This window comes from Streptomyces sp. bgisy100 (assembly GCF_057709105.1).
The window spans coordinates 135,075-161,562 of record NZ_JBYITE010000007.1 but is presented as its reverse complement, the minus strand read 5'-3'; the positions used below and the strand labels follow the sequence as shown (position 1 = coordinate 161,562).

The window sequence follows — 26,488 nt, the reverse complement described above, 5'->3', positions numbered from 1 at the left end:
CCATACCCATGGAGTGAGCGTGACCGACAGCAGTGTCTCCGCCCTGGCCTCGGAACTCGTCGACATGGCCGCCGCGGACCAGCGGACCGCCCCCGGAGCCAACAGTGACGACCCGGCGGAGCAACTGGCCTGGCGCCGCCTGACGGCCGAGCACGGCGACCGGCTGAACCAGATCATGGACGAGTACGGCTGGCCGACGGCGGAGCTGGTCGGCGCCGATGCCGCGCGCGGCGCCTGGCTGATCGCACAGCACGCGGACCGGCAGCTCGACGTGCAGCGGCGGGCGCTCCGACTGCTGGAGCAGGCGGTGGCCGACGGCACGGCCGGCCCGCGCGAACTGGCTTTCCTGCGCGACCGGACCCGGGTGAACGAGGGCCGCGAGCAGATCTACGGCACCCAGATCGCCGGGGTGCGCGACGGCGCCCCCGTCCCGTGGCCGTGCGAGGAGCCCGACCGCATGGACGACCTGCGTGCGGAGGCCGGGATCGAGCCCTTCGCCGAGTACGTCGCCCAGTTCTCGCCGAACTGACGCCCCGTCACCGTCCGGGCCGCGCCGCGGAGGGCAGCACACTCCGGCGCCGCGCCCGTCCTGCGGCCTCGGCCAACTCCCGGTCCCTCGGCGGGCCGGCCGGGGCGACGCACTGGCATCGGCCGGCGCCGCCGCCTCCGCCGCGGGTCAGCGGGCGGGCATCGGAGGAGCGGGCATCAGGGGGCAGGCAGGTGCCGGGCGAAGAACGAGAGCACCTGGTGGCGCACCCACGGAACCGACTGCCGCGGGCTCAGCGCCCCGACCAGCGTCCTCCGGTCCGCGGCCGACATCAGCCCGGCCGCCTCCAACTGCGGTGCCAGGGCGGCGTAATCGGTGAACACCCCGTGCGTGGCACCGGCCAGCTGCCGCCGCCGGGTGCCCGGTCCCCCGTGGGCGAGCATCGCCGACCAGGAGCGCTCCAGTTCGCCCCGGTGCGGGAAGCCGTCGGTGCCCACCAGGAGCAACGGCCGGTCCACCCCGTACCCGGCCACCGGGAAAAGGGCGCCTTCCTCCCCGGGGCGCTCCGGCGGGTGGTCCAGAAAGCCCTCCAGGTTCACCGCGGCCGCGATCCGGCGGTCCTCGTACAACGCCTGGGCCGCGCAGGTGCCACCGGCCGAGTGCCCGTAAACTCCCACGCGCCCGAGGTCCAGTGCCCCGCCGAGCCCCTCGGGCAGGGCACGGCCCGGCACATCCGGATTCCGGCCGGCCGCCACGTGCTCCAACTGGTCCAGGACGAAACGGAGATCCGCGACCCGCGTGCTGATCGCGGTCCTGAAGACACCCGGGTCGGACCGCGGATTCCCCCGGAGATCGGTCCTCCGTACGCGCCCCCGGTGGGGCGTCGCGGCAGGGAACGCGACCTCACCGGCGTCCCCCGGGTGGTCGACGGTCACCACCACCCAGCCGTGGCTCGCCAGCTCCTCGGCGAGGCCGGTGCCCATGGTGCGCGGATCGCCGCCACCCGGGCTGTACAGCAGCACCGGCCGCCGCACCGCCTGTGCGGGAGCGCCGCGGTACGCGTGAGTGCGGGTGGCCGACCAGTCCACCCCCGACTTCGGCAGCTCCGGGTGGAGAACCGCGGTGTCGAACTCCCGGAAGACCTTCGCGGCCTCCCGGGTCATCTGTGGTGCGACGGAACGGCCGTGGACGGTCCGGGCCGGGTGGAACACGGTGACCATCACCTCCCGGACCGGGATCCCCGCCTGCCACGGGTCGCGCCGGGAGCGGTCGGCCAGGTGCAGTGCGGTGACTCCGATCCGGTGCGGGCCGGTCGGGGCGGACAGCCGCAGCCTCAGGCCCTCCGAGGGCGCCCGGCGCTCCGCGGCCCGGGCCCGTGCGACGCCGCTGCTCCAGGCCGTGAGCCCGGCTGCCGTCAGTCCGGTGGCCGCCAGCGCTCCGGTGACGGCCCGTCGGGTCACCCCGGAGGGCGCCGGCCCGGGGGTCTCCCGGGCGCTCCGGGCCCAGCCCGGACGCTCCCCGCCGTCGAGTCCGCCGTGCGACACGATTCCTCCCGTGCTGTCTTCCCGGGACCGGCCCTTGCGCCGTCCCCGGCCGTTCGAGTGCAATGACGAAGGCATGTCCCGAATGCTGGCGAACGCGACGACCTCCCGCGATGGTTCAGGCTGTGCCCGAAACGATGGCGCGCACCGGCAGGAGCACAGTGATCCGGATCCGCTTCACGGCAGCCGACTTCGCCGAGGTCCGGTTCGCCTCCCGGCCGGCCCCGCTGCAGGAACTGAACGGGGCGCTCGCCATGATGTGCCGCCGCGACGACCCACTGCTCTTCGGCCGGTGGCGCCGGCGCCTGCTGCGATCCCTCCCGGCCGCCGTCGAGCCGCTGGCGGACTTGGTCCCCGCAGGGACGGCACCCGGATTCCTCGACGTCTTCGACGACACCCTTCAGGACGGGCTGGACACCGTCCGCTCCGCTTCCCGGCCGACGGAGATCCGTTCCGAACTGGAGCGCGTCTACGCCGGGCACCCCACACCGCCCCCACCATGGATCCGGGACCTGCACCGCGGCGACCGCGCAGCCTGGCACCTCCTGCGCCGCGCCCAGCACGCGGCCTTCGAGGCGATCGTCCGTCCCGTCTGGCCCGAGGTGCAGGACCTGCACCGGACGGAGTTCACCCGCCACGCCCTGACCGTCGCGGAACATGGCATCGGCACCGCACTCACCCGGCTCGTCCCCGGGTCCCGGCTCCACGACGGAGTGTGGGAGTTCGACGCGCCCCTGGACCGCGGCATCGACCTGGACGGCCGCGGAGTGCTGCTCCTGCCGGCCTTCCACTGGACCGGCCATCCAGTCCTGGCCGAACTGCCCGGCGGACCCGTGGGTGTCACCTACCCGGCCGGACCGGGCCTGCCGCTCCAGGCCACCGGCACGGACGGCGGCGAAGCGGCACTGGCCGCGGTACTGGGCCGGACCCGGCTCGACATCCTGATGCTGCTCGCCGAGGAGCACACCACCAGCGGCCTCGCCCGGCGTCTGGGCGTCAGCAACGCCACCGCCTCGGCACACTCGGCCGCACTGCGGGGTGCCGGCCTGATCACCACGGTCCGCGCGGGGAAAGCGGTCCTGCACCGGCGTACGGCTGTGGGAAGTCTGCTGCTCCAGCGGTGCCGGTGACGGTCCGGAGCGGCGGCCGGGGCGCCGGCCGTGCCGGGAGGCGGTCAGGGGGCGGGGCCCGGAGGAGGAGATGCCCCGGCTGCGTCGGTGACGGACGGTGCCGGGCACCGGTGGCCGGCAGGACGCGCCGCTGCCGCAGGGAGCGCGGCCGCCCGCCGGACAGCGGCTGAGGGCGGCCCGGGACCCGGGCCACGGTGGCCGGCGTTGCACAGCGGCGAACGCAGGGACGCGGACAGGGACCGTGGGCCGCGACGGCCGAAGATCGGCCCATCGCGGTCCACGGTCCGTCATGCCGGGCCTGCCGGAGCGGAGATTCCGCTGTCCGTAGCGGACCCGGCCGGTGCGGGACCGCGGTGCAAGGTCCCTGAACGCCGCCGGAAGGGCGGGGAGGCAGCCTCCCGGCGCGTTCGTCGGAGTGTCCTGGCGCGGACGGCTACCGGGCCGCGTCAGGCCGGAGCCGGTTCCCGGTCGGCGTGCTTCGCCGGACGGTCCGCTCATGCGGACCCGGAGTGTCCCCGACGGCCGGCGCCGGCGCCTCGGCGAGCGCCGCGATACGCCCGTGTCTTCGCGGCGGGTGACGTGGGCCGTCGGCCCCCGCCGAAGCCGGTCGGCTCGACCCTGTCGTTCTCCCGTCCATGGGACCCTCGATCGGCTCGGCGATGCATGGCGTAGGACGTTCCGTGGGGGAGACGTCGAATGCGCCGACGCATGCCGAAGTCAACAGCCGCAGCGGGGGCGTGTCGAGGGCGAGAAATTGCCACCGGCATCGAGGGGCGGCATTTTCGGTCAGGCCGTCGACACGGGGCTCGCTGCTCGCCGGGGCGGGGAGGGCCATCCCCGACCGCTCCACCGCCCCGCGTCCCGTCGCTCCATCGCCCCATCGTGTCGGCGGAGGTCACGGTGACCACGAGCCTGCGACTCCGGGGAGACCGGACGGGGCGGCTGCGGGTCGCCGAAAACCGCGGTGCCGGGCGGCCACGCCTTTTTGCGCGGTCCGCCCGGGTCCGGCATGGAGCGATGGCCGACCGGACCGTCCGTCCCCGAAGTCGCGGAGCGCCCCGCTCAGCTCTCCGGCTGGACGATGTTGACCATCCACGTGATGCCGAACCGGTCCACACACATCCCGAAGACATCACCCCACATCTGCTTCTCCAGCGGGACCGACACGGTGCCGTCACCGGACAGCTTGGTCCAGTAAGCGCGCAGCTCGTCGGGGTCGTCCCCGCTCACGCTCACGGCGATGTTGTTGCCGGGGTTGTGCTCCATGCCCGGTGGGGTGTCGGCACCCATCAGCGTGAACCCGCTGGTGGTCTCCAGCATGGCGTGCATGATCTTGTCGGCCTGCCCGGGCTCCTTCATGCCGAATTCCCCGAAGGTGTGCAGCGCCAGGGTGCCCCCGAAGACGGCCCGGTAGAACTCCATCGCTTCCCGGGCCTTGCCGTCGAAGCTGATGTACGGGTTGAGACGACTGCTCATCAAGCACTCCTTTCAGGGGAAAACGCATGATTTTCGCAGGTTAGCGCCTTCCCTGCTGCTCAGGCCGGGCAGCACGCCGAGGTGTCTCCGCTCCGTCCCGACGGATGTGCCTGCCGCTCCCGGGCCCCACCTGGCCGTGCCCGGGAGCTCCGCGAGCGCCGGGCCCGGCCGGGCTGGGGCCGCCGGGGTGTCAGGTCCGGTACGCGTAGTAGAGCGACCGCGGGTAGGACGCCACGATGCTCGCCACCGACTTCCGGTACGTGTTGGTGGAGTGGTAGGTCAGGTACGGAACCCCGGACCTGCTCCGGTAGGTCGTGATCATGGAGTGATCCTTGGACCCGTCCCGGTCGAAGTCCATCTGCAGAATGTCCCCGACACCCAACTGGTAGACGTTCGAGAGATTGGTGGCGCGCCTGGAGGACAGCGTGAACCAGGACCAGTCGTCGGCACCCACCCAGGACATCGTCTGGTTCGAGGAGTCGTACCACCAGTTGCGGTAGTCCGAGTACAGCCCCGAGTCGTTCTTCCAGCCGCCTGCCTTGAGGGCCTGGCTGATGAAGTTGGTGCAGTCCCCGCCCACATCGTTGAACTTGCGGTACGCGGGGTTGTAGTTGCTCCAGTACTTCTCCGCGTACGTCGCCATGGCCGCGTAGTTGTAGGCCCCGCCCGTCTTCGGCCTGGACGGCGCCGGCCACGACGTGGCTGCCGGAGTCGCGTTGGGACCGGAAGCCGCGCTCGCCGCCGCCGCCTTCCCGGCGGGGGCGTTGACCGGCCGGGGCCCCTCGTCCGTCGGCCGGATGCCGGTGAGCTGCCAGGTGCCGTCCGGGCCGGCGGTGAGGCTCAGCTCGTGGTGCGCCTGGAAACCGGTGGTCGCGGGCTCGTCGCCGCGGATCTTCTGATAGGTGAGCGTGGTGGTCTCGGTGACCCGGACGGTGGCCTTCCCGCCCCGGACCCGGGTGCTTCCCACCCGCACCCGGGTGTCGGCGTCGGTGTACGCCTCGCCCAGGGAGGCCAGCCGGTCCTTGCGGGTTTCGAGTGAGGACAGGGCGGTGTCCTCGGCCCGGGCCAGGCGCTTCGAGAGGCGCACGGTCCCGGAGTGCCGCGGCGCCATGTGCTTCGCCGGCCGGGCGTTCACCAGGGTCTCGGTGCGCTCGGTCAGGACGGCATCGGCGATACGGGCGAAGGACTTGACCGTTGTGCTGTCGGCCGTGCGGACCTCCGCCGCGTGCGCGGCCGAGGCGGGCAGGAGGGCGGCCGACAGACACCCTGTCAGGACCGCGCCGATGGTGGATCTTGTCGTCGGTGGTTTCACGCTGTTCCCCTCTTCCCCCGGTCCGCTCGAACCGGGGACCGGAATCTTCGCATGAAGTACGCATGTATGGCGGACGTGTGATCGAACTGTGGAAAACTGTCCAGTCGTCGCCTTCCGGTGGCCCGCCGACCGGGCGCGAGAGGGGCCGCCACCGACGGTCGCCCTGCGATGGCGGCGCCGATGCGGAGGGCAACGTCCCGGAATGCCGGGAAGTGTGCGCGGTCCCAAGCGTCCGGTCGTCATGGCCCGGGCATCCCGCGCGCGACCCCTGCTGTGAAACCCCGGAAGCGCAGGTCATGGGGGAGTTGGTGCGCTTTGCGGCGGCTTCGCCGAGCGGCGCCTGCGCGCCGCTCGCGGGCCTGGCGGACCGGAGCTCCGCCGATTGAACTGAAGCAGCCGGTGGGCCGTACAGATATCGGCGGCCCAGAACTCCCGAGCCTGGCCCGCCGTGCCACCACCGGCTTTCGCAAGGAAGGACCTTCGGGTTGTCGCGCTTCACAAGCTCTCGTCAGCTTCCGAATACGGACAAGGCGACCACAGAAGAGGTTCAACGGCAGGACGGTCCTCCGGAGGATGCGTCCGACGACGTCTCGGATCACGACGCTGCCGGCAGTACCGGCGGATCAGCGGCTCATGGGAATGCCGGCCCGGGGGGAGCCGGAGCCGCGGGCTCCGACGGCACCGGAACCGAGGAGACCGGCCGGCCGGTGCCCTCCGACAGCTCTGCAGCCCCGGAAACCGAACAACCGGAGACCGAACAACCGGAGGCCACACATCCGGAGGACGTGCATCCGGAGGACGCGCATCCGGAGAGGAGCGGCGACACCGACGGCCCGGACGGGGCCGTACTCGCTACCGCGGGCAACGGGAAGGGCAGCGCGGAAGCGAAGGACTCGGGCGAAGCGGGGTCGGCGGGGGACCGCCCCGAACAGCCTTCGGGGGTGAAGGACGCCGGGACCGAGAACGGCCCGGACGGAAGTGCCGGTGTCGAGGTGTCCGGTGCCGCGGGGGACGGCGCCGCGGGGGACGGCGCCGCGGGGGACGGCGCCGCGGGGGACGGCGCCGAGGAGTCCGGCGGTGCGGGGGGCGGCGCCGAGGGGCGCGGCACTCGGGCGGGCTCGGGCGGCTCGGGGGACGGCAGCGGGCAGGAGTCCGGCGGCGCGGGGGAGCGCGGCCCGGACGAGCGGGGTGGGGTGGCGTCGGGTGCGGCCGCTGCTCGTCGGCGTGGCACCGCGGATGCCGCTGTCACCGCTGGGACCGGCGAGGCGCCGTCCGCTGACCCCGAGGTTGTCGAGCCCAAGGCCGTCACCAAGAACGCGGAGAAGGCCGTCACCAAGAATGCGGAGGAGGGCGCCACCGGGAACAGCGGTGGCGACGGCGGCTCCGATGGCGGCGCCCCCGGTGACGCGGCCTCGGGCGGTGGCCGGCTGGGCGGGCATCCGGTTGCGGCGCGGACCCTGCGGTGGGTGACCACCGGACTGGCCGGGGCCCTCGTGCTGTGCGCCCTCCTGATGCCGAACCAGCTTCCCCGCCTCACCCCCGGCGCGTTCCTCCGCATCCCGGTGGAGGCCGTCTTCGGCGCCGCTCTGCTGCTCGTCCTGCCGCCGAAGGCGAGGCGGGTGACGGCGGTGCTCGGCGGAGTGGGGCTCGGCCTGCTCACCGTCCTGAACCTGCTGGACATGGGCTTCCACTCGGTGCTGGACCGGCCGTTCGACCTGATCCTCGACTGGATTCTGTTCGACGACGCCGAGGCGTACCTGAGGGACTCGGTCGGGCAGGCGGGCGCGATCGGTGCCGTCATCGGCGTCGTGCTCCTCGTGCTCGCCCTGCTGGTCCTCATGACGCTGTCGGTCCTCCGGCTGACCCGTCTGATGGCCCGCCACAGCGCGGTGGCGACCCGCACCACCCTGGTGCTGGGAACCGTATGGGTCATCTGCACCGCCCTGGGCCTGCAGATCGCCGGCGTTCCCGTCGCGGCCAAGACCACGGTGGCGCGCGTCGACGACCGGGTGGACCGGGTGCGGGCCGGCATCCGGGACGAGCGGCAGTTCGCCAAGGAAGCCGCTGCCGACCGGTTTCGTAGGACTCCGCCCGACCAGTTGCTGACCGGCTTGCGGGGCAAGGACGTCATCTTCGCGTTCATCGAGAGCTACGGCCGCAGCGCCATCGAGGACCCGAGGATGGCGCGGCAGGTCGGCGACGTGCTCAAGAAGCGGAACACCGCCCTGCGTGCCGCCGGCTTCCACTCCCGCAGCGCGTTCCTCCACTCGCCGACGTTCGGCGGCGGCAGCTGGCTGGCCCACTCGACTTTCAACTCGGGCCTCTGGATCAAGAACCAGCAGCGCTACCGGAGCGTCACGTCGAGCGACCGCTTCACGTTGACCGGTGCCTTCCAGCGGACGAACGCCTGGCGGACGGTCGGCCTGATGCCCGGCGTCACCCGGGCCTGGCCGGAGGGCAAGTTCTATGGCCTCGACCATGTCTACGACTCGCGTGACATCGGCTACCGGGGTCCGAAGTTCAGCTGGTCGCCCGTGCCGGACCAGTACAGTCTCAAGGCTTTCGAACGCCTGGAGCACGGCAAGAAGCGATCCAAGCCGCTGATGACCGAGGCCATCCTCGTCTCCAGCCATCAGCCCTGGGCGCCCATACCCAAGATGATCGGCTGGGACGAGGTGGGCGACGGCTCGGTCTACAAGGCCATCAACAAGGCCGGCAAGGACCCCGAAGAGGTGTGGAAGGACCCGGACCACGTGGCCGACGAGTACCGGCGCTCCATCCAGTACTCGGTGACCAGCCTCACCGAGTACCTGGAGAAGTACGGCAAGGACAACACCGTGCTCGTCTTCCTCGGTGACCACCAGCCGGTCCCCATGGTCACCGGTGACCACGCCAACCGGGACGTGCCGATCTCCATCGTCGCCCGCGACCCCGCGGTGCTGGACCGCATATCCGGCTGGGGGTGGGAGGAAGGGCTGAAGCCCAGCCCGAAGGCGCCGGTGTGGCCGATGGACTCCTTCCGCGACCGGTTCCTGACCGCGTACGGCCCGCACCACGGCTCCGGGCACGGCGGGAACGGAGCGAAGCAGGGCTCCGAGCCGGCCGTCTCCACGAGCGGGAAGAAGCGGTAGCCCCAGGGAGGGAGCGGTAACCCCAGGGGGGGAGCGGGAGGGCCCCGGCGCGTCGGCTCCGGGGCCCTCCTGTGATGCACCGGGTCTTACGTCAGCCGCCGGTCTTGAAGCTCTTGGCCGGGAACGGGAACCCGTCCCCCAGCTTCACGTTCCAGTTCATGGAGAACACCTTGCCCTTGCAGCCGGGCTTCGAATACACGTTGAGCAGGAAACGGGTGTGGTTGGTCATCGACTTCGCCCCGACGGAGCGGGTGCTGTAGCACTGGTTCTTCATCGCGTCGATGCGGCCGTACTGGCCCGTGAAGTGCTCCTTGGACCAGAGGCACACACTGTCCCTCTGGCAGCTGCCGCTCGCGGCGTAGGCGGGGGACGCGGGAATGGTCAGAGCGACGCAACCCGCTGCGAGCAGCACACTCGCCGATCGTGCCATGCGCTTGTAGGAGAGCACAGAACTTCCTTCTCTCGGAACCGTTGAACCGTGCCGACTTCGATCACCGGACCCGTTGCGGGGAACCCGCCCGATGAGGTCCTGGTCGAATCGCGGCCTGCATGAAGGGCGGGTCGATCACGTCGAAGACGCACGACACAGCCATCGGTCGCTCCTGTGCTCGTATACCCCCCCGTTGGTGGACCGGAGTGGACCCCGGTTCACCCGAACATGCAGTCGCCACAGCGTACTTGAACGAACAACCGGAGTCGGACCGCACTGTGCGCCCACCTCTCTCGACGGTCCACCGAAGGGCGGATTCGCCGAGATTCCTTGTCCCCCGGAACAGAAGTGACAGCGAGCTCTTTTGTCGGGTCCTGACGCGAGTACTCCGAAGCGGCGCCGCACGCGCCACCGGCCCGGCACGGCGAGCGGCGGTGATCGCGCCCGGTGAATGCGGAACCCGGTCTTTCCGTTCTGCATCCTCAGGGGCATGAAGAAAGCGCTCCTCTGGCCCGCGGTTCTCCTCGCCGCTTCCGCTGTGGGCCTGTCCCTCACCACCGGTGCCTTCGAGGCCTCCGGGGGCACCACTCATACCCAGCGGGGCAGTGCGGACGGGCTCACGCGCTACCGGCTCGCCCCCGGCATGATCAAGAACGTCCCCGGGGGCAGGGGCAATCCCACCCAGGTACACGGCGTCCTGGGCATGCCTCAGGGCAACGGCCCCCACCCGGTCGTGGTCGTGCTGCACGGTCTGCACCACAACTGTGTCCGGGACGGAGCACCCGGGATCGCCCGCGATGCGGTGAAGACCCGCTGGCCCCTGGTCTGCGCGTCATCCGGCAAGGCCGAGACGGGGGAAGCGCAGGGAGTGGGGCCCGACTATCTGCGGCAGGACGCGGGGCTGTCCCACATGGTGCAGGCGCTGACCCGTAAAGGCTTCGTCGCGGTGTCCATCGATGTGACGGCCGCCGAGTACTGGTGGGGAGGCGAGACGGTGGCCGAGAAGGGCTACACCCAACTGGTCGGCACCCACCTGAAGCTGCTCTCCGACGTCAACCGGGGCATCACGCACGGCCTCGACCTGCCGGGCGTCAAGGGGCGGATCGACACCTCCCGCGTGGGCCTGGTGGGACACAGCCGTGGTGGCGGCTACGTGCTGTCGCCGAAGGCCGCCGAACGCGCCGGGCTCTTCGGGGCCGTGGCCGTCGAGCCGGCGGAGAACGCCGAGCGGGCGCCGCACAAGGTGCCTGTCCTCAACATCCGGGGTGCCTGCGACGAGGACCTCGGGCCGGACGCGGGCCTGGACACCATGAAGAAGCTCGCCGAATCCGGTTCGACGCAGGTCGCCGCGGACGCGCTCCTGGCGGGCACCGGCCACCGCATGCTCAACACCAACCTCGCGCCCACCGGCCAGGACGGCGGCAACGGTGACTGCCCGGCGTCCGAGGTCGCTTCCCCGGCCGCGGCACGCGCCCAAGTGGCTCAGATGACCGCGGCCTTCCTCGCCCAGGCCGCCCGCGGTGCCACCTCCTACGAACTCCCCGCACTCGACGGCCTGCGCCCCAAGGGCGGCAACCTGCGGAAAGGCGGCCCCACGGTCACCTTCCAGCAGGCCGGCCGCGATGCCTTCACCCGTCCCGGCAGCATGCGCGAAACCGCTTCGAAGCAGCGGGTGCTCCCCGCGATCCCGAAGGACCTGCAGGTGCCGAAGGGGGAGGGCTTCTGACCGGGCAAGGGGCGTGTGGCAGCCGTCGGCCGCCCGCGCCCGGAGGATCGCGCCCGGCCGGGCGGGGCCCGGTGCCCGGCGACGAGACCCCGGCGGTGCCGCTCACGCGCCGGTTCCTCGCGGAAGGGCGAACCGACCACCACGCGGCTCGCTCCGCACCACCACGCGGCCCGGTCGGTCCAGCTGACTTCCTGTCTCTGCTGTTTCGGCCGCTCCATTGTGTTTCCGGCCGAGGGCTCGGTGGCACAGGTGGACCGCGAACGGTCAGAAGCGGGGCGGGCCGTGCTCGATGCGCCGCATCAGCGGGGCGAGTCTGTCGATGCCCTCGTCGATGACATGGCGCTCGTCCCACCAGGTGGCGCCGGCGTCGATCAGCGGCCCGATCAGGTCGTGCGCCGCCGCGGTGTCCGTGGGGCTGGTGCCACCGACGACGAGGTCGAACGGTTCTCCGTTCCGCCCGCCCCGCTGAGTGTCCACGTAGCGCGCCAGCTCCCGGACTTCGTCGACGGGCGGTGCGTGACCGTGCTTCGCGGACTCGAAGAGCGGCACCGCGCCGTCCCACCGCGCGGCCCGGCGCATCGGGCGGCGGCGCGGCCAGAACCCGGCGATCCAGACGGGCACCCGGGGGCGCTGCACCGTCGGGGGCAGCAGGGTGACATCCCGCACCTCGTAGTGGTCGCCGTGGTGGGTCACCGGTTCACCGGACCAGTAGCGTTCGAGCAGGCCCAGGCCCTCGTCCAGGTGCTCGGCCAGCACCGTCGGGTCGGTGGGCTCACCGAAGCTGCCGTACTCGTCCTCGATGGGGCCGCCCAGCCCGGCTCCGAAGACGACCCGGCCCCCGCTGACGTGGTCCAGCGTGGCCACCTGCCGGGCGAGCTGGTGGGGACGGCGCCGGGCGACGGGGGTGACGAGCGTGCCGAGCCGGATACGGCTGGTGGCGAGCGCCGCGGCGGTGAGCAGCATCCAGGGATCCCCGAAGGCCCGCCGTTGTCGCTTGTCGTGCACCACATGGTCCCAGACGAACAGGCCGTCCCATCCGGCCTGTTCCGCTGCGTGGGCCACTTCCGCAACGGTCCGTGCGTCCGCGAAGTCACCGAAATTCGGAATGTTGATCGAGAAGCGCATAACGGCATGCTCCGGGGTGGGGGGAGCGGCGGCAAGCGGATATTTCCAGCCAAACGGGTTCCCTTGCCGGTGCCGGTGCCGGTGCCGGTGCCGGTGCCGGGCCGTGCCGGTTGGTGTGCAGATCCGTTCCCGGAGTGGCCCCCGGCGCACCGGGGGCGGTCCTGTTCTCGATGATCGAGGGCGTACTGCGGCACTGCACCGACATGGAGGTGGGCCGGCAGTACACCGACACCCACGGCGCCTCCATCGTCGGGTTCGCCTTCGCTCACATGCTCGACTTCAAGCTGATGCCGAGGCTGAAGAACATCGGATCGGCGAGCTGTACCGGCCGGCGGCCGGGGAGAGTTCGAGCTGGACATGAACAGCCGCCTCGATCTGGGCCTGTCCATCCGGACGACGGTGCCCGGCCCACGCGCACGCAGCCCGCGGGGCGAGCCGTCCTCCGCCTCGGCATGACGTAAGGGTGCCGGGCGGGAGCCGTCACGCAATGCTGCGAACGCGTGAACCATCACTCGCTGCTGAGCAGGCCGACGGTGCCCGCCAGGCCCTCGTCGCCGTGGCCCTGGGCAACCCTGTGGCGCATCAGCTCCATATAGGGGGTGAGAAGCTGAGGATCGACGGACTGGTCCTGCGCCGTGGCCAGGAGTGTGTCGTTGGCCGCCGTCATCATGGCGAGGTTGGAAGTGACTCCCTCGGTGTAGTTGCCGCTTTCCAGTTGGGCGGCAATGCCGTGGGCGGCTCCGGACATGGCGCCGAGCCATTCCGCGAGCAGCGTGGCGAACCGGGGCCGGTCGAGGTCCTTCTCGGGGCCCACCAAGGCAAAGGCGTGGGTGATACCTGCGAACATGCCGGTCATCGCGCTGAGCAAGGCGATGTCGTGCAGCGCGGCGTGGCCGGGGTCCTTGCCGACGAACTTCACGCCGGCGGGAGCTGCCAGTGCCTTGCGGTGGCGTTCGAACAGCGCGTGGTCGCCGCTGTAGAAGATGTAGCCGCCGGTCTCCGGTCGGCCGATCATCGGAGGGACGGCCATGATCCCGCCGTCCAGGAAACGAGCCCCGCGCTCCTCGGCCCAGCGGGCGCGCTGCTGGGCCTGGGCGGGGGTGTTGGTGGTCAAGTTGACCACGTCCTTGCCGTTCAGGTCGGTGCCGTCCAAAGCCTCGCCTACGGAGGCGTCGTCCAGCAGGCAGAGGACGACGGGACCGGTTGCCGAAGCTACCGCCTCGGCCGGGGTGGCCACCGCCCGGGCACCCTCTCCTGCCAGTGGTTCGGCCCTTTCCGGGGTGCGGTTCCAGACGGTCAGCGGGTGTCCCGCGGTCAGCCAGGCGCGAGCGAGCGCGGTGCCCATGTCGCCGAGGCCAAGGAGCGTGATGGGAGTCTTGGAAGTGCTGTGGGTGTCCATGCCGATCAGGCTCGTTTACACCCAGACCTTGATCAAGTACGCACTCTTTTGTGGGTGGTTACCTTAAGGTGAGTGGATGACCAGGCGGGACGCTTACGTGTGCGGCATCGACGCAGCGATCGACGTGGTCGGTGGCAAGTGGAAGGTGCTCATCCTGTGGGCGCTAGAGGGAGGGCCCTGCCGGTTCGGTGAGCTGAGGCGTGGCATCCCCGGCGTTACCGAGAAGGTTCTCGCCTCGCATCTGCGGGAGTTGGAGGGCGATCGCATTATCTTCCGGGAGGAGGCTTTCGATGGGGCGGTACGCCGCGTCACTTATGCCCTAACCCCGCTTGGTGTCTCCCTGAATGAGGCCTTGGGCCCCCTGGGCGCCTGGGGCAGGGAGCACCTCCTCGGTGAGCGGAGCGCGCACCACGAAGCGCCTTGACCGCTCGCGTTGAGTGGCCGAGAGGGACGCCCCCGCACATGCCCCGGAGCAGCGAGATGGCGTCGCGCGACGGCATAATCCGCACAGACCGCCGGATAGGGGATCTGTGCGAGTGGGGTACTCGTTTACGCCTGGCTTCACGGCCCTTGTCGACCACTCGGCATCGCCTGACTCCCAGAAACGGTCCTTTGCGCGAGCAAGATCAATCCTGGGTTGCCGGACCCTCCCCGGTCCCGGATTCGTTCGCAGAACCCATTCTCACTCAAAGGCGGGACGAGCCCCTTCTGAGACCTGCATTGTGCGAAAATCCGGGCCCATGACGGTCCCTCAATAGCACTCCCCCCGGCCGGCCGCCGGTCATCACCGACGACATGCTCCACACCGTGCTCCGGCGCCGCGCGGGCGGCGAGTCCGTCGAGCAGATCCAGCCCGACCTGATCATCCCCACCGGCAAGCGCAAGGGACATAGCCCCTCTCTCGCGAGTATCTACCGAGCACTCGCCGAGCGCGCCAAGCACGAGGCGTACCCCGAAGCCGTCGACCAGGCCCACGCAGACTTCGCCGACCTGAACAGCGGAGCCCTTCCCGACGCCCGCATCGAAGCAGGAGCCCTGACATCACGCTGAGCTACTTGTCCCTTCGTCGTAGCTATACGAGAACTGGGCCGGGGCGGGCTCGCCCGGTCTGCCCGTGGCGAGCCCAGGGTAAGCGGAGGTTCTTCCTCCGGTGAGGCTGCCGCACCCATGTCACGTGCAAATGAGCGCGGATAGTACGCAGAATGTCGAATCCAGGCGCTAGTATGGGCCCCGGAGGTGTTCCATGTCCGATCGACTTGCCGCGATCAACGCTCTGATCGCCAGTCAGCCCGTCCTCCCTCCGCCCGCGGAACGCGAGCGGTTGCGCAAGGCGCACGGCCTGACCCAGGACCAGGTGGCCGACGCGCTCGGGGTGCGCCGTGCCACGCTGGTGAACTGGGAGAACGGCAGGACCGATCCGCGGCCGCCGCAGCGGGACGACTATGCGCACCTTCTGCGGGAGCTGGCGAAGCTCTATCCGCCGGACGGCACCGTGGTGACCCAGGCCCCGGTCCAGGCCCCATCAGCGCCCGTACCGCCCGCCCCTGTGTCTGCGGCGCCCATGCAGCGCACCGCCGCCCCGACGGCGCTGTCAGCACCCGACGTGGTGCCGCGGCCCGGCAGTGAAACCGGCCCTTCGGTGACCCGGCCTGCTCCGACCGACGAGATGAACGAGGCGGAGGAGGTGGACGCCGGGCCCGGCTCCCGGAGGCCCGGCCCCCAGGGGGCCGGTTCCCAGCGGTCCGGTTCGCGACAGTCCGGTTCACGACGGCCGGGTCCGCAGGAGCCGGGGGCGCGGAAGTCCGGCCCGCCGCGCGGTGAGCGGAACCCCGGCCCGCGGAACGCCGACGCGCGGAACCCCGGCCCGCGGCGCGAGGCCGCGAGCACTCCGACCCCGGCCTCGGCCGCTCCCGCAGCCGACGAGCGGTTCGTCCATGGACCGCTCGGCGTACTGGACGGCGACGGTGCGCTGTACTGCCTCGGCGGCCTGGTCATCGACTGCCCGGCCGACAGCATCGTCTCCCTGGTCGAATGGACCCTCCGCGAAGCGCGGCTGGGGGCGCCCCGGCTGCACGCCGCGGGCAAGGACTCCGACCCGCTGATCGTCCTCACCGCTGCGGCCGCCGAGCGCCTCGGCCTCCCGGTGCGGCTGGCCGACCGGCGCGGGCTCCGGCTGCCCGACGACCACCGGGTCGTCAAGGACATCAAGCGCGCGAAGTGGCAGCTGACCCGCCGCGGATTCGGCCCCTGGGCCCGCGTCTACCGCCCCGCGCAGGGCGGCCGCCGCCACTGCGTCCAACTGGCCGTCCTGCCCTGGGACGCCCTGGACTCCCGCTCCTGGGGAACCGCCGACCGACTGCCGGCGGCCGACCTGGCACAGCTGCTCGGCACCTACGCGACCCGGGTCATCACACCCCGCGGCTCCGCCGCCGTCTCCGGCCTGGAAGCCATGACCGCGCTGCGCCCGCCCACCCGCGCCGTACGCGACGAGGCCACCGGAGGGTGGGCCTCCGGACCGGTCCCCGGTTCGCTCACCGAAGCCGTCGACCCCGCACCCCCCGAGGCTCCCGCCGAACACCCCGTCGCCGCGGCCCTCCACCCCCGCAGCCACCAGCGCACCCCGGCCGAAGTCCTGGACGAGGAGGCGTACGAGTGGATCCGTGACCCGCAACTGCTCACCGACGCCGAGTGCGAGCGCCGGTTCGCGGTCGGCATCGATGTGAACACCGCCTTCCTCGCCGCCGCCAACCGGCTCCCGGTAGGCCTCGGCGCACCGGTCCACGTGACGTCGCCGGTCTTCGACAAGAAGACCCCGGGCTCCTGGCTGGTGGACCTGTCCGGCATCGAACTCGACCCGCGCCTGCCCAGCCCGTTCACTCCGGACGGCAGCCGCCCGGAGGGCCCGGCCTGGTACGCGACACCGACCGTCGCCTACGCCCAGGAGCTGATCGACACCTACCGGCTCCCCGTCACCGTCCAGCCGCTGGAAGCATGGATCCGCCGCGAATCGGGCCCCTACCTGGACCCCTGGTACAAGCACCTCGCGGAGGCGTACAAGGCGACCATGGCCGACCTGGGCGTCACCAGCGGCATGCCGGAGCGGGAGTTCCTGGCCGCGATGGAACACCACCGGCAGCGGGACCCGGGCCTGGCCGCGGTGCTGACCGCCATCAAGTCCACCGTCAAGGGCGGCATCGGCAAGCTGCGGGAGCGCCCCCAGGGCATGGGATACCGGTTCGGCGAACGCTGGCCGGCCCTGGAACGGCCCACCTGGCGCCCGGACATCCGTGCCGCCGTCATCTCCACCGCCCGGGTCAACATGCACCGTAAGCTGGTCAGGACCGCACTGGCCACCCAGCGGTCCGCGCCACCCACCGGCCACCTCCGGTTCGACGACGACGCGCTCCTCCCCGTCGCCCTGCTGTCCGACTGCGCGGTCTACCTCTCCGACGGCCCGAGCCCGCTGGACGTCCTGCCCCGCACCCCGGACGGGAAGCCCGCCCCCGGCTGCTTCCGGCTGGGCGTCAGCCCCGGCATGGTCAAGCACGAGGGCACCCGGGACCTGTTGTGGGCGGTACAGCTACTGGACGAGGGGAACAACCCCGCCCGGCACATCAAGGGCACCGACGCCGCCGACGACGGAGAGTAGAAGAGGACCATGGGCATCTTCGAGGACAGTCTCGACCGGGCCACGGCGGCGAACTTCACCCGGCCGATGCCGAAGTCGGCGCAGGCCCGGATGCGGTTCCTGGTCAAGCAGCTCAAGGGCACCAGGGCCGTGGCCGAACTGCTGGGCGTTTCGCAGCGGACCGTGGAGCGCTACGTCAAGGGCGAGCTGAAGCGCCCGCGTCCGGAGCTCGCGGCCCGGCTGGCGGACGAGGTGCGCAAACGCTGGCAGCCGCGGGTGCGGGACCGGGCCAGGAAGCAGGCCGCCACCGCCACCGGCATCGTCATCGAGACCCGCGCGCGGTTCGGCTTCACCGCGGCCCCCGGCTCCACCGACGACGCGCGGCTCCGTCGCGTCACCCAGCACCTGCCGCCGGAGTACGCGGCCCGGCTCTTCGACGCCCAGGCCGCCGGAGCCACCGACCAGCAGCTACGGGGCATCGCCGCCGAGGGGCTCCAGGAGGTCTACTTCAAGGACGGTGGCCGGCGCGCCGAGGGACTGCAGGTCGAGTTCACCGACATCGACTACGTGGAGCTGGACTTCTGACCGGACAACGAGAAGCCGTGGCTGAGGTGTTGTGAGTGTGCCGAAGCACGATAGTTGGCACATCAGCAGGATTGTTGTCACCAAGATCGTCAGCACGTCCTAGAGTGACTCGATGAGCGACGATGCCGTGATATTGCGTCCAGTGGCCGAGGATGATCTTCCGGTGCTTGAGCGGTTCCTGACAGATCCGGAGGCGACCGGGCCCTTCCAGTGGCTGGGCTGGTCAGATCCGGGGCGCTGGCGGCGGCGCTGGGTGCAGGACGGCCTGCTGAGCGATGAGGGCGGTCAGCTGATGGTGGTATCCGGCGCCGACCGGCTCGGCTTCGTGGCATGGCGGAAGGTCGTGACCTCGAGGAGCTCCTACTGCTGGAACATCGGAGCCCAGCTGCTGTCAGAAGCCCGGGGCCGGGGTGTCGGCACGCAGGCCCAGCGGCTGCTGACGCGGTACCTGTTCGCGCACACACCGGTGGTCAGACTCGAGGCGGACACCGAGATGGGGAACGTCGCTGAGCAGCGCGCACTGGAGAAGTCCGGCTTCACCCGCGAGGGCGTGCTGCGCAGCACCGTGTTCCGGGACGGGCAGTGGCGGGACGTCGTGCGCTACAGCCTGCTCCGCGACGACATCGCCTCAGCCAGGAGCCCTGCCTCAGATCGGCCCAGCGCCGGAGGAGAGCGAACGGCCTGACCCGGACTCATCCCAGCGTGTCGAAGGAGAAGCGAGGCCGGTGACAACAACCCTGCCGGTTCTGGCGTTGGTGACAAGCAGCGTGTCCTTTCGGTGACGACTGCAGTGCCTCAGCGCTGGGAGGGCCGCAGCTCAGTCGACCTCCCTGGTGCCAACTATCGTGCTTCGGCACAGTGAGCCGAAGTGCGAAGCCGTCACCAAGGCAGGCTGTTGTCACCAGGACTTCCGGACAGGGCACGCGGGGCTGGAAGCCGTGCCGGAGTCCGTGATCGGTGACGTTCTGTACCAGGGGACCGGTCGGCAGAGTCAATGCGGCTCCCCGGTAGCCGGCTGAAACTCATCGGATTCCCGCTGCCGCAACCCACTTCGATGCCCCGGCGTCCCACTCGGTGACGGACGACTGCGGATCACCCGGGAGAGCAGATGGCGAAGAGGGAGCGGAAGGCGGACGCGGCCAGGGAGAAGGACCGCGAACGGTGGATGGCGCGTTTCCAGGTACGGCTGGCCATGCAGCCGGGCGTGGACCGGGCAGTCGTGCTCCAGGCGGTCAAGGATGTCACGGCGCACTGCGCGGAGACTGGGGAGCACCCGCGGACTGCCTTCGGCGACCCGGACGCCTACGCCGTGCAGGCCGCCGCGCGGCTGGTGCCGGCGGACCGGGCGGCGCGGGCGAGGCGGAGCAACGCCGTGGTGGACACACTCGACTCCGTGTTCAAGAGGGCCGGGGACATCGCCGGTCTGTGACCGGTTGAAGCGACTTCCGTCATGGCCCGCCGCACTGTTCCTGACACGGCTTCCATCCGCCGGGGCTGCGGGGCTGCGGGTATGCGGGGATACGGGGCTGCTGGGAGGCCCAGGCGATGGGCGGAGCGCCGGAGCCGGTGACACCGATGGATACGCCTGTGGTCGCCGCACCGTTCGCCGGCCGCCGGCTCCCGACGGGACGGCCACGAAGACCGAAGCGCGGCGAGTTGCCTCGTCACAGCCGGCTGGCTGTGCGGATCAGCCCGGCGAGGGCGCGGGAGCGGCTGTGCGAGGGCCAGGCGATGTGGGTGGTCACGGCGGGTGCGTCGGTGAGGGGGACGGCGGCGTGCGCGCTCCACAACCAGGCGCGGGCGGAGGCGGGGACGACGGCCAGGGTGCGTCCGAGGGCGATCAGTTGGGCCAGCTGCGACAGGTCGCGGATCTCCGGACCCGCTCCGGGCGGATAGGTCCCGTCGCGGCGGGGCCAGCGGGCGGGCGGCAGGCCGGGGACATCGTCGACGTCGGCCATGGACAGGAACGGGCGCGCGGCCAGGGGATGTCCGGCAGGCAGGACGGCAACCTGCCCCTCGGCCAGCAACTCCTCGCTGTCGAACCCGGCGAGGGAGCTGAAGAGAGGGTGCAGCAGCGCCGCGTCGGCCCGGCCGTCGCGCAGGAGCCGTTCCTCCTCACCGATTCCGCACAGCACCACCTCGACCTCGGCCGCGTCGGGTTCGGCGGCGTGGGCGTCGAGCAGCTTCCGCAGGATTTCGTGGGACCCGGTGGCCTTCGTCACCAGCACCAACGGACCGCGGGGGGACGCGGCGCGCCGGGTGCGGCGAGCCGCGGCGGCGGCCGCGTCGAGGGTGACGCGGGCCTCGTTCAGCAGCACCTCACCGGCGCCGGTGAGGGCGACGCCGCGGCGATTGCGCTCCAGCAGCAGGACGCCGAGCCGCCGTTCCAGACGCTGAATCGCCCGGGACAGCGGCGGCTGAGCCATGCCGAGGCGCTCGGCGGCGCGGCCGAAGTGCAACTCCTCGGCGACCGCTGTGAAGTACCTCAGCTCACGCATCTCCAGACCGTCCACGACCCCAGCGTACTGGTGTCATACCCGGCAGGTATCACAGGAGACCGGATCGGTGTTGGATCGGCGACCGGCCGACGGGACAGCATCGACGGCATGAGCGAGAAGAAGCTTGCGCTGGTGACCGGCGCGAACAAAGGAATCGGATACGAGATCGCGGCCGGGCTGGGGGCTCTCGGCTACCGGGTGGGTGTGGGAGCCCGCGACCGGACGCGGCGCGAGGCCGCGGTCGAGAAGCTGCGCGCCGCCGGGGCGGACGCGTTCGAGGTGCCGTTGGACGTGACCGACCACCAGAGCGTCACCCGGGCCGCCGACCTGGTCGAAGGACTCACCGGGCACCTGGACACCCTGGTCAACAACGCCGGTATCTCGGGAGAGCTGGGGCCGGAGTGGGCACAGGACCCGACCGCGGTCGACTTCGGCGACCTCCGGACCGTCGTGGAGACCAACGTCATCGGTGTCATGCGGGTGACCAACGCGATGCTGCCGCTGCTGCGGCGCTCGGCGTCGCCGCGCATCGTCAACGTCTCCAGCAGCGTCGCCTCGCTGACCCGGCAGGCCGACCCCGACATCGAGGCCGGCCCGGTCATGGCGGTCTACGCGCCGTCGAAGTCGTTCCTCAACGCCGTCACCGTGCAGTACGCACGGCAGTTGGCCGACACGAACATCCTGGTCAACGCTGCCTGCCCGGGCTTCGTCGCCACGGACTTCAACGGCTTCCGAGGACCCCGCACGCCCGAGCAGGGCGCGGCCACAGCAATCCGCCTCGCCACGCTGCCCGACGGCGGCCCGACCGGCGGGTTCTTCGAGGACGACGGCGCCATCCCCTGGTAGCCCCCACGGAAGAAGGCGGAAGACAGCGGTGGGTGGGTCCGCGCTCCATGAGCCCAGTGGCGCCCTACGGGGTGAGCGGGGTGAGGCGGTGATTCATGCCCGGGTGTCCTCGATGGACGCGACGGGCTCAGGTGCGGACACATGTATCCGTCTCGGCAGCAGAAGCGGGGTGGCGAGCAGGAGAACCCCGGACATGGTGATCGCGGCGAGCGGGCCGGTGAGGGTGGCGAGAATGCCCCAGAGCACCATCAGGGCGGCTTGCATGAGTCTGCTGACGGCACTCCATGTGCTGAGGATGCGGGCGGTGTGATCCGCGGGCGTCCGTTGCAGGCGTTCTGTTGCGCAGACCGGATTGAAGATGCCCATGCAGGTGATCAGCAGGCCCTCGACGATGATCACGGTGAGGAGTCCTGGGAGGCCGGGACGGACGAACGCGAGACCGAGGGGGAAGAGCGAGCGCAGCCAGCCGGAGACGGTCATGACCCGGTGCCGGCCGTAGCGGTTCACGAGGCGCACGGACAGGCGGGCACCGACGAAGCCGCCGAGTGCCGGGATGCCGAAGGCAAGGCCGTAGTGCCAGGCCGGGAAGTGGTACTGGCCCAGCAGGAGAACGGCCAGCAGCGGGACGGTGGCCATGATGAGGCCGCTGACCAGCACCGAGTTGAGGAACAGGCGCCTCATTACGCGGTCGCGGAGGATGAACCGCCAGCCGACGAGCAGGTCGGCTCCGCGTAACCCGGTGGCCCGGTTGCGAGGCGCGGCGACGTCGCTTCCGCGGATGCGGAGGACCCCGAGCGCGGACAGCAGGTAGCTGAGGGCGTCGGCCAGGACCGTGACGACCGGGCCGAGCAACCCTGTGAGCGCACCACCGAGGGGCGGACCCGCCGCCGTCGCCACCCAGCTCGTCCCCTCGAATCTCCCGTTCGCCACAAGGAGGTGATCGCCCCGGACGAGATGCTTCAGATACGCGCCGGATGCGGCAGTGAAGGCGATGCTCGCGGTCCCGGAGACGACCGAGACGACCAGCAGTTGGCCGTAGGACAGCAGGCCGAGGACGTACGCGACCGGAACGCTGGCCATCGCGACGAACCGGATCAGGTCCGTCGCGATCATCACCGGACGCTTGGCCCGGTGCTCGACCCACGGCCCGAGCGAGAACGCGACCATCGCCGCGACGGCAGGACCGGCCGCCTCCAGGAGCGACACGGCGAAGGCCGGCGAGTTCAGCACCTTAACCGCGATCAGCGGGAACGCACCGAAGGCAATCCACGTTCCGTAGGTACTGACGGCATAGGCCGACCACAGCCAACCGAAACTGCGCCCCAACTGCCCGCGCATGCGACTCCCTCGCGACAACCGATGTTCGAGTCCCCGCATCACACCGGCCGCACTGTCCCGGGGGCAAACAGCTGGGCTGTGACGTCACGCCGCAGCGACGGAATCACCGAACACACCCGACGCTGACGGCCCGAGCCCGGGCGAGCTCGGCACGAGTCTGCCGGGACGGCGGAAATCCCGCCAACCGGGCCAGGCTTTCGCTTCGGTCCGGCATGGCTTCGGGCCGAGGGCACGACGGACCTGGATGCTGATGCCGAACCAGGCGGGAGGACCGTGGACGATCACAGCACTCGAGCGGCCCGGAATGCGGCAACCACCGGGGCGGGCCCCGACGCTCCAGGGCAGCCGGGGGTCATCGGCATCGCACTCGCCGCCGTGCTGACGGCCACCCTCGCGCAGGGATCCTGGCAGTGGTTCGCCACGTACATCGGGGTGACGCTCCTCGCGGTGATCTTCTCCTTCTACCGGCTGCCGACTTGGACGCCGGGCCTCCGGTCCGCGTACGGGCGGAATCTGGTGGCGTATTCGCTGGTCGTCGGCCTGTGTGCAGCGATCGCACTGGCGCCCATGCTGCAGCGCTGGGCGTGGCTGTTCCCGATGCCGGGCACCCGTGACAGGTGTGTTGCGCTGGGCACCTACGAGAGCATCCGGACGGAGGCAGCCCTCGCGAACCTCGCCGGCCGCGACGGTGCCGCCCTCTCGCATACACAGGACGTCCAGGCCCATGAGGCCGTTGCCGACTGCCTGTCCGCCACGACGACCCTGTGGTTGCCGGTCTACGCGGCCGGAGCGGCCGTACTGGTGGGCCTGGGGGCGTGGTCCATGGAACGAGTCCGGGTGCCGAACGAGGCGGCCGCTGTTGGCGGGAAACCTCCTCACCAGGGCTGAGCAGGTGGTTCCGGGCCGCTCGCGGAGTGGAAACCCTTTGTCGGCGGAGCGGACGTGGAGCTCGCCGCCTGGGCGTACTGGCACGTCGGCGGCGATCCGGCCCAGTCCCGAACGTACTGGGGCCTGCCGTCACCGAGGGCCGACCGGAGCCCTGCGGCCGGGCGGGTGGCTGCTGCTGGAAGACGCCGATCCGGCATCGCAGTCGCTCATCTGCCTGGACGAGTACGGGCCCGGCCAGGTCGGCCCGGGCCGCTCGAACGCCCGAAGTGTTCGGTCCCCCCACGGGTTGCCGAACACTTCGGGTGGCCACCCGGTGTCAGGGTGTGGGGACCCCGCCCGGCCGTGCGGGGCGGCCGAAGCGCACGGGCACCCCCGGCGAGTACAGCACGCTCACCGGCGCCCCGGTGGGGGCCGGAAGTCCCGCCGCCGCTATCAAGTCCTCGTCGCACGTGAGGAGTTCGGCGCGGTGCAGGGGCCAGCGCGGGTGGGTGTTCGGCAAGTACACCGAGCGCCCGAAGAAGGCGTTGTGCATGCCCCAGCGCGCCGTCAGGAAGTGCTCCAGCTCAGTCGGTTCGGCCACCGGCTCGCCCACGCGTACCGCGATCCGGCTGTGTGCCCCGCGGGGACCCGGCCAGCGCCGCGTACTGGTGTACGTGAGGGTGTCACCGTCCCGCTCGACGCTCATCCGGGACCACAGGTAGGGCAGCCGGAAGGCCGCGCGGGCCACCGCCACCGGGATCAGCCGGGAGGCGTCGAGCGAGCGGAAGACCACACCGCGGCGGCCGTGCCCGTCGACCGAGTACAGCCGGACGTTGGTCTCGGGAAAGGTGCCCAGATAGGGGACGCCGGGGAGACGGAACCAGCCCACCCGGTGCATCCGGAAGGCCACGAGCCCGACATAGGTGACGCCGTTCAGCGTGTCGGGCACCGTCCCGGCCGGCAGGAGCCTCGCCACCTCGTCCCGATCGGCCGCCCAGTGGAGGAACGCGAGATCCAGCCAGGACTGGGTGAGCAGGGGCCAGGGGGTGTCGCCGGGCGGGCCCGGGGTGATGGCTTCCGGCGCGCGAGGAGTGAGCGTCACCCGGACAGTGTCTCAGGAGGACCGGTCACGTGCCGCGGGGCCGGGGAGGGAGTACCGGCCGGTCGGCGGGCGCCGTGGACCGCGCGGGGGCGGCCGCAGGTGATCAGTGGGTACGGACAGCGGTCATGCCGTCACCCCCGCGTGCCTGACGGCCGCGGCCGCGAGGCCGCGGATCAGGGGATGTGCGCGGCCGCCGTCGCCGGCGAGTTCCGGCTGGAACAGGGTGGCGAGGAAGAACGGGTGGTCCGGCAGCTCCGCGATGCGAACGTCGCCGTCCGCGTCGGTCCCGGTGAAGCACAGCCCGTGCGCGCCGAGCAGGTCCACGTGGTCCGGGTTGGCACCGTAGGCGCAGTGGTAGCGCTCCACGGACTCGGTGCCGAGGAGTTGTTCGGCCCGGGAGCCCGCGGTCAGCGCGACCGTGCCCTCGTGGCCGACCAGGGAGCAGGCCAGCGGCACCACCACTGCGTCCCCCGCTTCCGTGCCCGGCGCGGTCTCGGCGTGCCCCGCCGTTTCCAGCCCGCACACGGTGCGGGCGTACTCGAGCAGCACGTGCTGGAAACCGCCGCAGGTGCCGAGCAACGGAATGCGCCGCTCACGGGCGGTTCGGATGGCCGCGAGCGCCCCGGCCTCACTGCGGTAGGGGCTGCCGGGCAGCACCCAGACCGCGTCGAAGGAGGCCATTGCCGTGGTATCGGCCGCATCCTCGGTGGGAATCCAGTAGGCGTCCAGATCCAGGCCGTCGTGCTCGCGCAGGGCGTCGAGCAGTCCCGGAATGCGCGTGTGGGAACGGACGTGCGGGGAGCGGTCGCCGACGAGGGCGACGCGAGCGGTGTGGGCCATGCGGGCATCCTGAGCCGGTCCGCGGCATCGCGTCCAACGATGATCTGCGCATCGACCATCAGCAACACTGATACTCATGGATCCACAGCAGCTCCGCACCTTCGTCGCCGTGGTCGACCACCGTTCGTTCTCCGCCGCGGCCGGGGCGCTGGGCTACACCCAGTCCGCCGTCTCGCAGCACATCGCCGCCCTCGAAACCGACCTGGAGACCGCCCTGGTCACCCGTCGTCCGGTGGTGCCGACCGAGGCGGGCGCACGTCTGCTGGAGCACGCCCGCTCACTGCTGCTCCGGCTGGACGCGGCCCGCACCGACATCGCACGACTGCGACAACTGCGCCCCGGACGGCTCGCCGTGGCCTGCACCCCCGGTGCCCTGACGCCCGCTGCCGCGGACGCGGTGGTCCGCATCCGCACGGCCGCCCCGCGACTCACCGCCTCGGTACGGGTGTGCGGGCGCGACGAGGCACTGCGGGAGGTGCTGACCGGAGCGGCCGATCTCGCCCTGGTCGACGGCGCGGCGGCCCCCAGCGATCCCCTGCCGCTCCCCGGCGCCGGGCCCCTGACGGCTTGCGCCGTCGCCCAGGAGCCCCTGGCGGTTCTGCTGCCCACGGCCCACCCACTCGCGGACCGTTCCGCACTGAGGCTCAGCGACCTCGTGGACGCCCGCTGGATCGACGCCCCGGACGCCGCCGTGCCGCTGAGCCACCTACGGGCCGCAGCCCGGACCGACGGCTTCGGGCATCAACTCCTCTACACCGGGGTCGACATCAGCGGCCTGGGTGCTCTGGTGGCCGCCGGAGGCGGGCTCGCCGTACTGCCCTCGCCCGTGGCCGCCGGCCTGCCGGGCATCACCGCTGTGCCGATCTCCGCGCCCCGGATCGTGCATCGCGTGGAGGTCCTCCATCCCCGCGGCACCACCGGCCCGGCCGCCGAACTCGCGGACATGCTGCGGCCCTCGGCCCGCACAGCCGTCGGCACCGCGGCCCGGATCCAGGTCGAGCGTGGCTGAGCGATCACGGCGGTGGTG

Annotated in this window: 23 protein-coding genes and 1 pseudogene; 14 read left to right on the top strand and 10 right to left on the bottom strand. The window is 71.5% G+C overall.

Translation table 11 applies throughout. The features are described 5' to 3' along the window. Nucleotides 1-19 precede the first annotated feature (19 nt). The gene (locus tag AC3EQ1_RS07455; RefSeq protein WP_432093488.1) at nucleotides 20-529 is read left to right on the top strand and encodes a DUF6624 domain-containing protein; all 510 of its coding nucleotides are present in this window, start codon (nucleotides 20-22) and stop codon (nucleotides 527-529) included. 176 nt (nucleotides 530-705) lie between these two features. On the opposite strand, the gene AC3EQ1_RS07450 is transcribed toward AC3EQ1_RS07455, so the two are convergent. Continuing rightward, nucleotides 706-2,031 carry an alpha/beta hydrolase family protein gene (locus AC3EQ1_RS07450; RefSeq protein ID WP_432093487.1) on the bottom strand — a complete coding sequence of 442 codons (1,326 nt, stop codon included), beginning with the start codon at nucleotides 2,029-2,031 and terminating at the stop codon, nucleotides 706-708. Between the two features lie 158 nt (nucleotides 2,032-2,189). On the opposite strand from AC3EQ1_RS07450, the gene AC3EQ1_RS07445 reads away from it, so the two are divergent. Then, on the top strand, nucleotides 2,190-3,158 hold the full coding sequence (locus AC3EQ1_RS07445) for an ArsR/SmtB family transcription factor (RefSeq protein WP_432093516.1): 969 nt from the start codon (nucleotides 2,190-2,192) through the stop codon (nucleotides 3,156-3,158). A gap of 1,062 nt (nucleotides 3,159-4,220) precedes the next feature. Here AC3EQ1_RS07445 and AC3EQ1_RS07440 read toward each other — a convergent pair. Further along, a complete protein-coding gene (locus tag AC3EQ1_RS07440; protein WP_432093486.1) occupies nucleotides 4,221-4,634 on the bottom strand; it encodes a VOC family protein in 414 nt (137 codons plus the stop codon). Nucleotides 4,635-4,824: 190 nt separating this feature from the next. Continuing rightward, a complete protein-coding gene (locus AC3EQ1_RS07435) occupies nucleotides 4,825-5,946 on the bottom strand; it encodes an amidase domain-containing protein (RefSeq protein ID WP_432093485.1) in 1,122 nt (373 codons plus the stop codon). A 1,511-nt stretch (nucleotides 5,947-7,457) separates the two neighbouring features. On the opposite strand from AC3EQ1_RS07435, the gene AC3EQ1_RS07430 reads away from it, so the two are divergent. Beyond that, nucleotides 7,458-9,077 (top strand): alkaline phosphatase family protein, encoded by a 1,620-nt coding sequence (locus AC3EQ1_RS07430; protein WP_432093515.1) that lies wholly within the window; start codon nucleotides 7,458-7,460, stop codon nucleotides 9,075-9,077. 91 nt (nucleotides 9,078-9,168) lie between these two features. Here AC3EQ1_RS07430 and AC3EQ1_RS07425 read toward each other — a convergent pair whose 3' ends face one another. Next, the gene (locus tag AC3EQ1_RS07425) at nucleotides 9,169-9,525 is read right to left on the bottom strand and encodes a peptidase inhibitor family I36 protein (protein WP_432093484.1); all 357 of its coding nucleotides are present in this window, start codon (nucleotides 9,523-9,525) and stop codon (nucleotides 9,169-9,171) included. Nucleotides 9,526-9,997: 472 nt separating this feature from the next. Between AC3EQ1_RS07425 and AC3EQ1_RS07420 the strand changes: the two genes are divergently transcribed. Further along, nucleotides 9,998-11,233 carry a dienelactone hydrolase family protein gene (locus AC3EQ1_RS07420; RefSeq protein ID WP_432093483.1) on the top strand — a complete coding sequence of 412 codons (1,236 nt, stop codon included), beginning with the start codon at nucleotides 9,998-10,000 and terminating at the stop codon, nucleotides 11,231-11,233. Nucleotides 11,234-11,497: 264 nt separating this feature from the next. Here AC3EQ1_RS07420 and AC3EQ1_RS07415 read toward each other — a convergent pair whose 3' ends face one another. Then, a complete protein-coding gene (locus tag AC3EQ1_RS07415) occupies nucleotides 11,498-12,358 on the bottom strand; it encodes an LLM class flavin-dependent oxidoreductase (protein ID WP_432093482.1) in 861 nt (286 codons plus the stop codon). A 167-nt stretch (nucleotides 12,359-12,525) separates the two neighbouring features. On the opposite strand from AC3EQ1_RS07415, the pseudogene AC3EQ1_RS07410 reads away from it, so the two are divergent. Beyond that, nucleotides 12,526-12,666: pseudogene (locus tag AC3EQ1_RS07410) on the top strand (Tn3 family transposase); the annotation flags it as partial. Between the two features lie 200 nt (nucleotides 12,667-12,866). On the opposite strand, the gene AC3EQ1_RS07405 reads toward AC3EQ1_RS07410, so the two are convergent. Next, nucleotides 12,867-13,757: an NAD(P)-dependent oxidoreductase gene (locus tag AC3EQ1_RS07405; protein WP_432093481.1), complete on the bottom strand. Its 891-nt coding sequence runs from the start codon at nucleotides 13,755-13,757 to the stop codon at nucleotides 12,867-12,869. Between the two features lie 76 nt (nucleotides 13,758-13,833). Here AC3EQ1_RS07405 and AC3EQ1_RS07400 point away from each other — a divergent pair, with 76 nt between their 5' ends. From AC3EQ1_RS07400 to AC3EQ1_RS07375, 6 genes are all read left to right on the top strand, one after another. Continuing rightward, nucleotides 13,834-14,181, top strand: a complete 348-nt coding sequence (locus AC3EQ1_RS07400; protein WP_432093480.1) for a winged helix-turn-helix transcriptional regulator — start codon at nucleotides 13,834-13,836, stop codon at nucleotides 14,179-14,181. Nucleotides 14,182-14,552: 371 nt separating this feature from the next. After that, entirely contained in the window at nucleotides 14,553-14,807 is a 255-nt protein-coding gene (locus tag AC3EQ1_RS07395; RefSeq protein ID WP_432093479.1) for a hypothetical protein, read from the top strand. Between the two features lie 193 nt (nucleotides 14,808-15,000). Continuing rightward, nucleotides 15,001-17,406, top strand: coding sequence for a telomere-associated protein Tap (gene tap, locus AC3EQ1_RS07390; protein ID WP_432093478.1), 2,406 nt, complete (start codon nucleotides 15,001-15,003; stop codon nucleotides 17,404-17,406). A gap of 9 nt (nucleotides 17,407-17,415) precedes the next feature. Then, on the top strand, nucleotides 17,416-17,970 hold the full coding sequence (gene tpg, locus AC3EQ1_RS07385) for a telomere-protecting terminal protein Tpg (protein WP_432093477.1): 555 nt from the start codon (nucleotides 17,416-17,418) through the stop codon (nucleotides 17,968-17,970). 112 nt (nucleotides 17,971-18,082) lie between these two features. After that, on the top strand, nucleotides 18,083-18,655 hold the full coding sequence (locus AC3EQ1_RS07380) for a GNAT family N-acetyltransferase (protein ID WP_432093476.1): 573 nt from the start codon (nucleotides 18,083-18,085) through the stop codon (nucleotides 18,653-18,655). 423 nt (nucleotides 18,656-19,078) lie between these two features. Beyond that, a complete protein-coding gene (locus AC3EQ1_RS07375; protein WP_432093475.1) occupies nucleotides 19,079-19,399 on the top strand; it encodes a hypothetical protein in 321 nt (106 codons plus the stop codon). A gap of 235 nt (nucleotides 19,400-19,634) precedes the next feature. Here AC3EQ1_RS07375 and AC3EQ1_RS07370 read toward each other — a convergent pair whose 3' ends face one another. Beyond that, nucleotides 19,635-20,483, bottom strand: a complete 849-nt coding sequence (locus AC3EQ1_RS07370; RefSeq protein ID WP_432093474.1) for a LysR family transcriptional regulator — start codon at nucleotides 20,481-20,483, stop codon at nucleotides 19,635-19,637. Nucleotides 20,484-20,576: 93 nt separating this feature from the next. Here AC3EQ1_RS07370 and AC3EQ1_RS07365 point away from each other — a divergent pair, with 93 nt between their 5' ends. Further along, the gene (locus tag AC3EQ1_RS07365; RefSeq protein WP_432093473.1) at nucleotides 20,577-21,314 is read left to right on the top strand and encodes an SDR family oxidoreductase; all 738 of its coding nucleotides are present in this window, start codon (nucleotides 20,577-20,579) and stop codon (nucleotides 21,312-21,314) included. A gap of 93 nt (nucleotides 21,315-21,407) precedes the next feature. Here AC3EQ1_RS07365 and AC3EQ1_RS07360 read toward each other — a convergent pair whose 3' ends face one another. Further along, on the bottom strand, nucleotides 21,408-22,652 hold the full coding sequence (locus AC3EQ1_RS07360) for an MFS transporter (protein WP_432093472.1): 1,245 nt from the start codon (nucleotides 22,650-22,652) through the stop codon (nucleotides 21,408-21,410). A gap of 273 nt (nucleotides 22,653-22,925) precedes the next feature. Here AC3EQ1_RS07360 and AC3EQ1_RS07355 point away from each other — a divergent pair, with 273 nt between their 5' ends. Further along, entirely contained in the window at nucleotides 22,926-23,540 is a 615-nt protein-coding gene (locus AC3EQ1_RS07355; RefSeq protein WP_432093471.1) for a hypothetical protein, read from the top strand. Nucleotides 23,541-23,856: 316 nt separating this feature from the next. Here the strand turns inward: AC3EQ1_RS07355 and AC3EQ1_RS07350 are convergent, their stop codons facing one another. Next, nucleotides 23,857-24,621 carry a YqjF family protein gene (locus AC3EQ1_RS07350; protein WP_432093470.1) on the bottom strand — a complete coding sequence of 255 codons (765 nt, stop codon included), beginning with the start codon at nucleotides 24,619-24,621 and terminating at the stop codon, nucleotides 23,857-23,859. A gap of 123 nt (nucleotides 24,622-24,744) precedes the next feature. Next, nucleotides 24,745-25,461, bottom strand: a complete 717-nt coding sequence (locus AC3EQ1_RS07345; protein ID WP_432093469.1) for a CTP synthase C-terminal region-related (seleno)protein — start codon at nucleotides 25,459-25,461, stop codon at nucleotides 24,745-24,747. Between the two features lie 76 nt (nucleotides 25,462-25,537). Here AC3EQ1_RS07345 and AC3EQ1_RS07340 point away from each other — a divergent pair, with 76 nt between their 5' ends. Next, a complete protein-coding gene (locus AC3EQ1_RS07340) occupies nucleotides 25,538-26,470 on the top strand; it encodes a LysR family transcriptional regulator (protein ID WP_432093468.1) in 933 nt (310 codons plus the stop codon). The last annotated feature ends 18 nt before the right edge of the window (nucleotides 26,471-26,488 follow it).

Bases quoted from the DNA above. Each gene is read 5' to 3' on its own strand.
- AC3EQ1_RS07365 (WP_432093473.1), top strand. From the start codon at position 20,577: ATGAGCGAGAAGAAGCTTGCGCTGGTGACCGGCGCGAACAAAGGAATC.
- AC3EQ1_RS07430 (WP_432093515.1), top strand. From the start codon at position 7,458: ATGCCGAACCAGCTTCCCCGCCTCACCCCCGGCGCGTTCCTCCGCATC.
- tpg (WP_432093477.1), top strand. From the start codon at position 17,416: ATGGGCATCTTCGAGGACAGTCTCGACCGGGCCACGGCGGCGAACTTC.
- AC3EQ1_RS07345 (WP_432093469.1), bottom strand. From the start codon at position 25,461: ATGGCCCACACCGCTCGCGTCGCCCTCGTCGGCGACCGCTCCCCGCAC.
- AC3EQ1_RS07415 (WP_432093482.1), bottom strand. From the start codon at position 12,358: ATGCGCTTCTCGATCAACATTCCGAATTTCGGTGACTTCGCGGACGCA.
- AC3EQ1_RS07380 (WP_432093476.1), top strand. From the start codon at position 18,083: ATGAGCGACGATGCCGTGATATTGCGTCCAGTGGCCGAGGATGATCTT.
- AC3EQ1_RS07440 (WP_432093486.1), bottom strand. From the start codon at position 4,634: ATGAGCAGTCGTCTCAACCCGTACATCAGCTTCGACGGCAAGGCCCGG.
- AC3EQ1_RS07395 (WP_432093479.1), top strand. From the start codon at position 14,553: ATGCTCCACACCGTGCTCCGGCGCCGCGCGGGCGGCGAGTCCGTCGAG.
- AC3EQ1_RS07400 (WP_432093480.1), top strand. From the start codon at position 13,834: ATGACCAGGCGGGACGCTTACGTGTGCGGCATCGACGCAGCGATCGAC.
- AC3EQ1_RS07405 (WP_432093481.1), bottom strand. From the start codon at position 13,757: ATGGACACCCACAGCACTTCCAAGACTCCCATCACGCTCCTTGGCCTC.
- tap (WP_432093478.1), top strand. From the start codon at position 15,001: ATGTCCGATCGACTTGCCGCGATCAACGCTCTGATCGCCAGTCAGCCC.
- AC3EQ1_RS07360 (WP_432093472.1), bottom strand. From the start codon at position 22,652: ATGCGCGGGCAGTTGGGGCGCAGTTTCGGTTGGCTGTGGTCGGCCTAT.
- AC3EQ1_RS07375 (WP_432093475.1), top strand. From the start codon at position 19,079: ATGGCGAAGAGGGAGCGGAAGGCGGACGCGGCCAGGGAGAAGGACCGC.
- AC3EQ1_RS07420 (WP_432093483.1), top strand. From the start codon at position 9,998: ATGAAGAAAGCGCTCCTCTGGCCCGCGGTTCTCCTCGCCGCTTCCGCT.
- AC3EQ1_RS07340 (WP_432093468.1), top strand. From the start codon at position 25,538: ATGGATCCACAGCAGCTCCGCACCTTCGTCGCCGTGGTCGACCACCGT.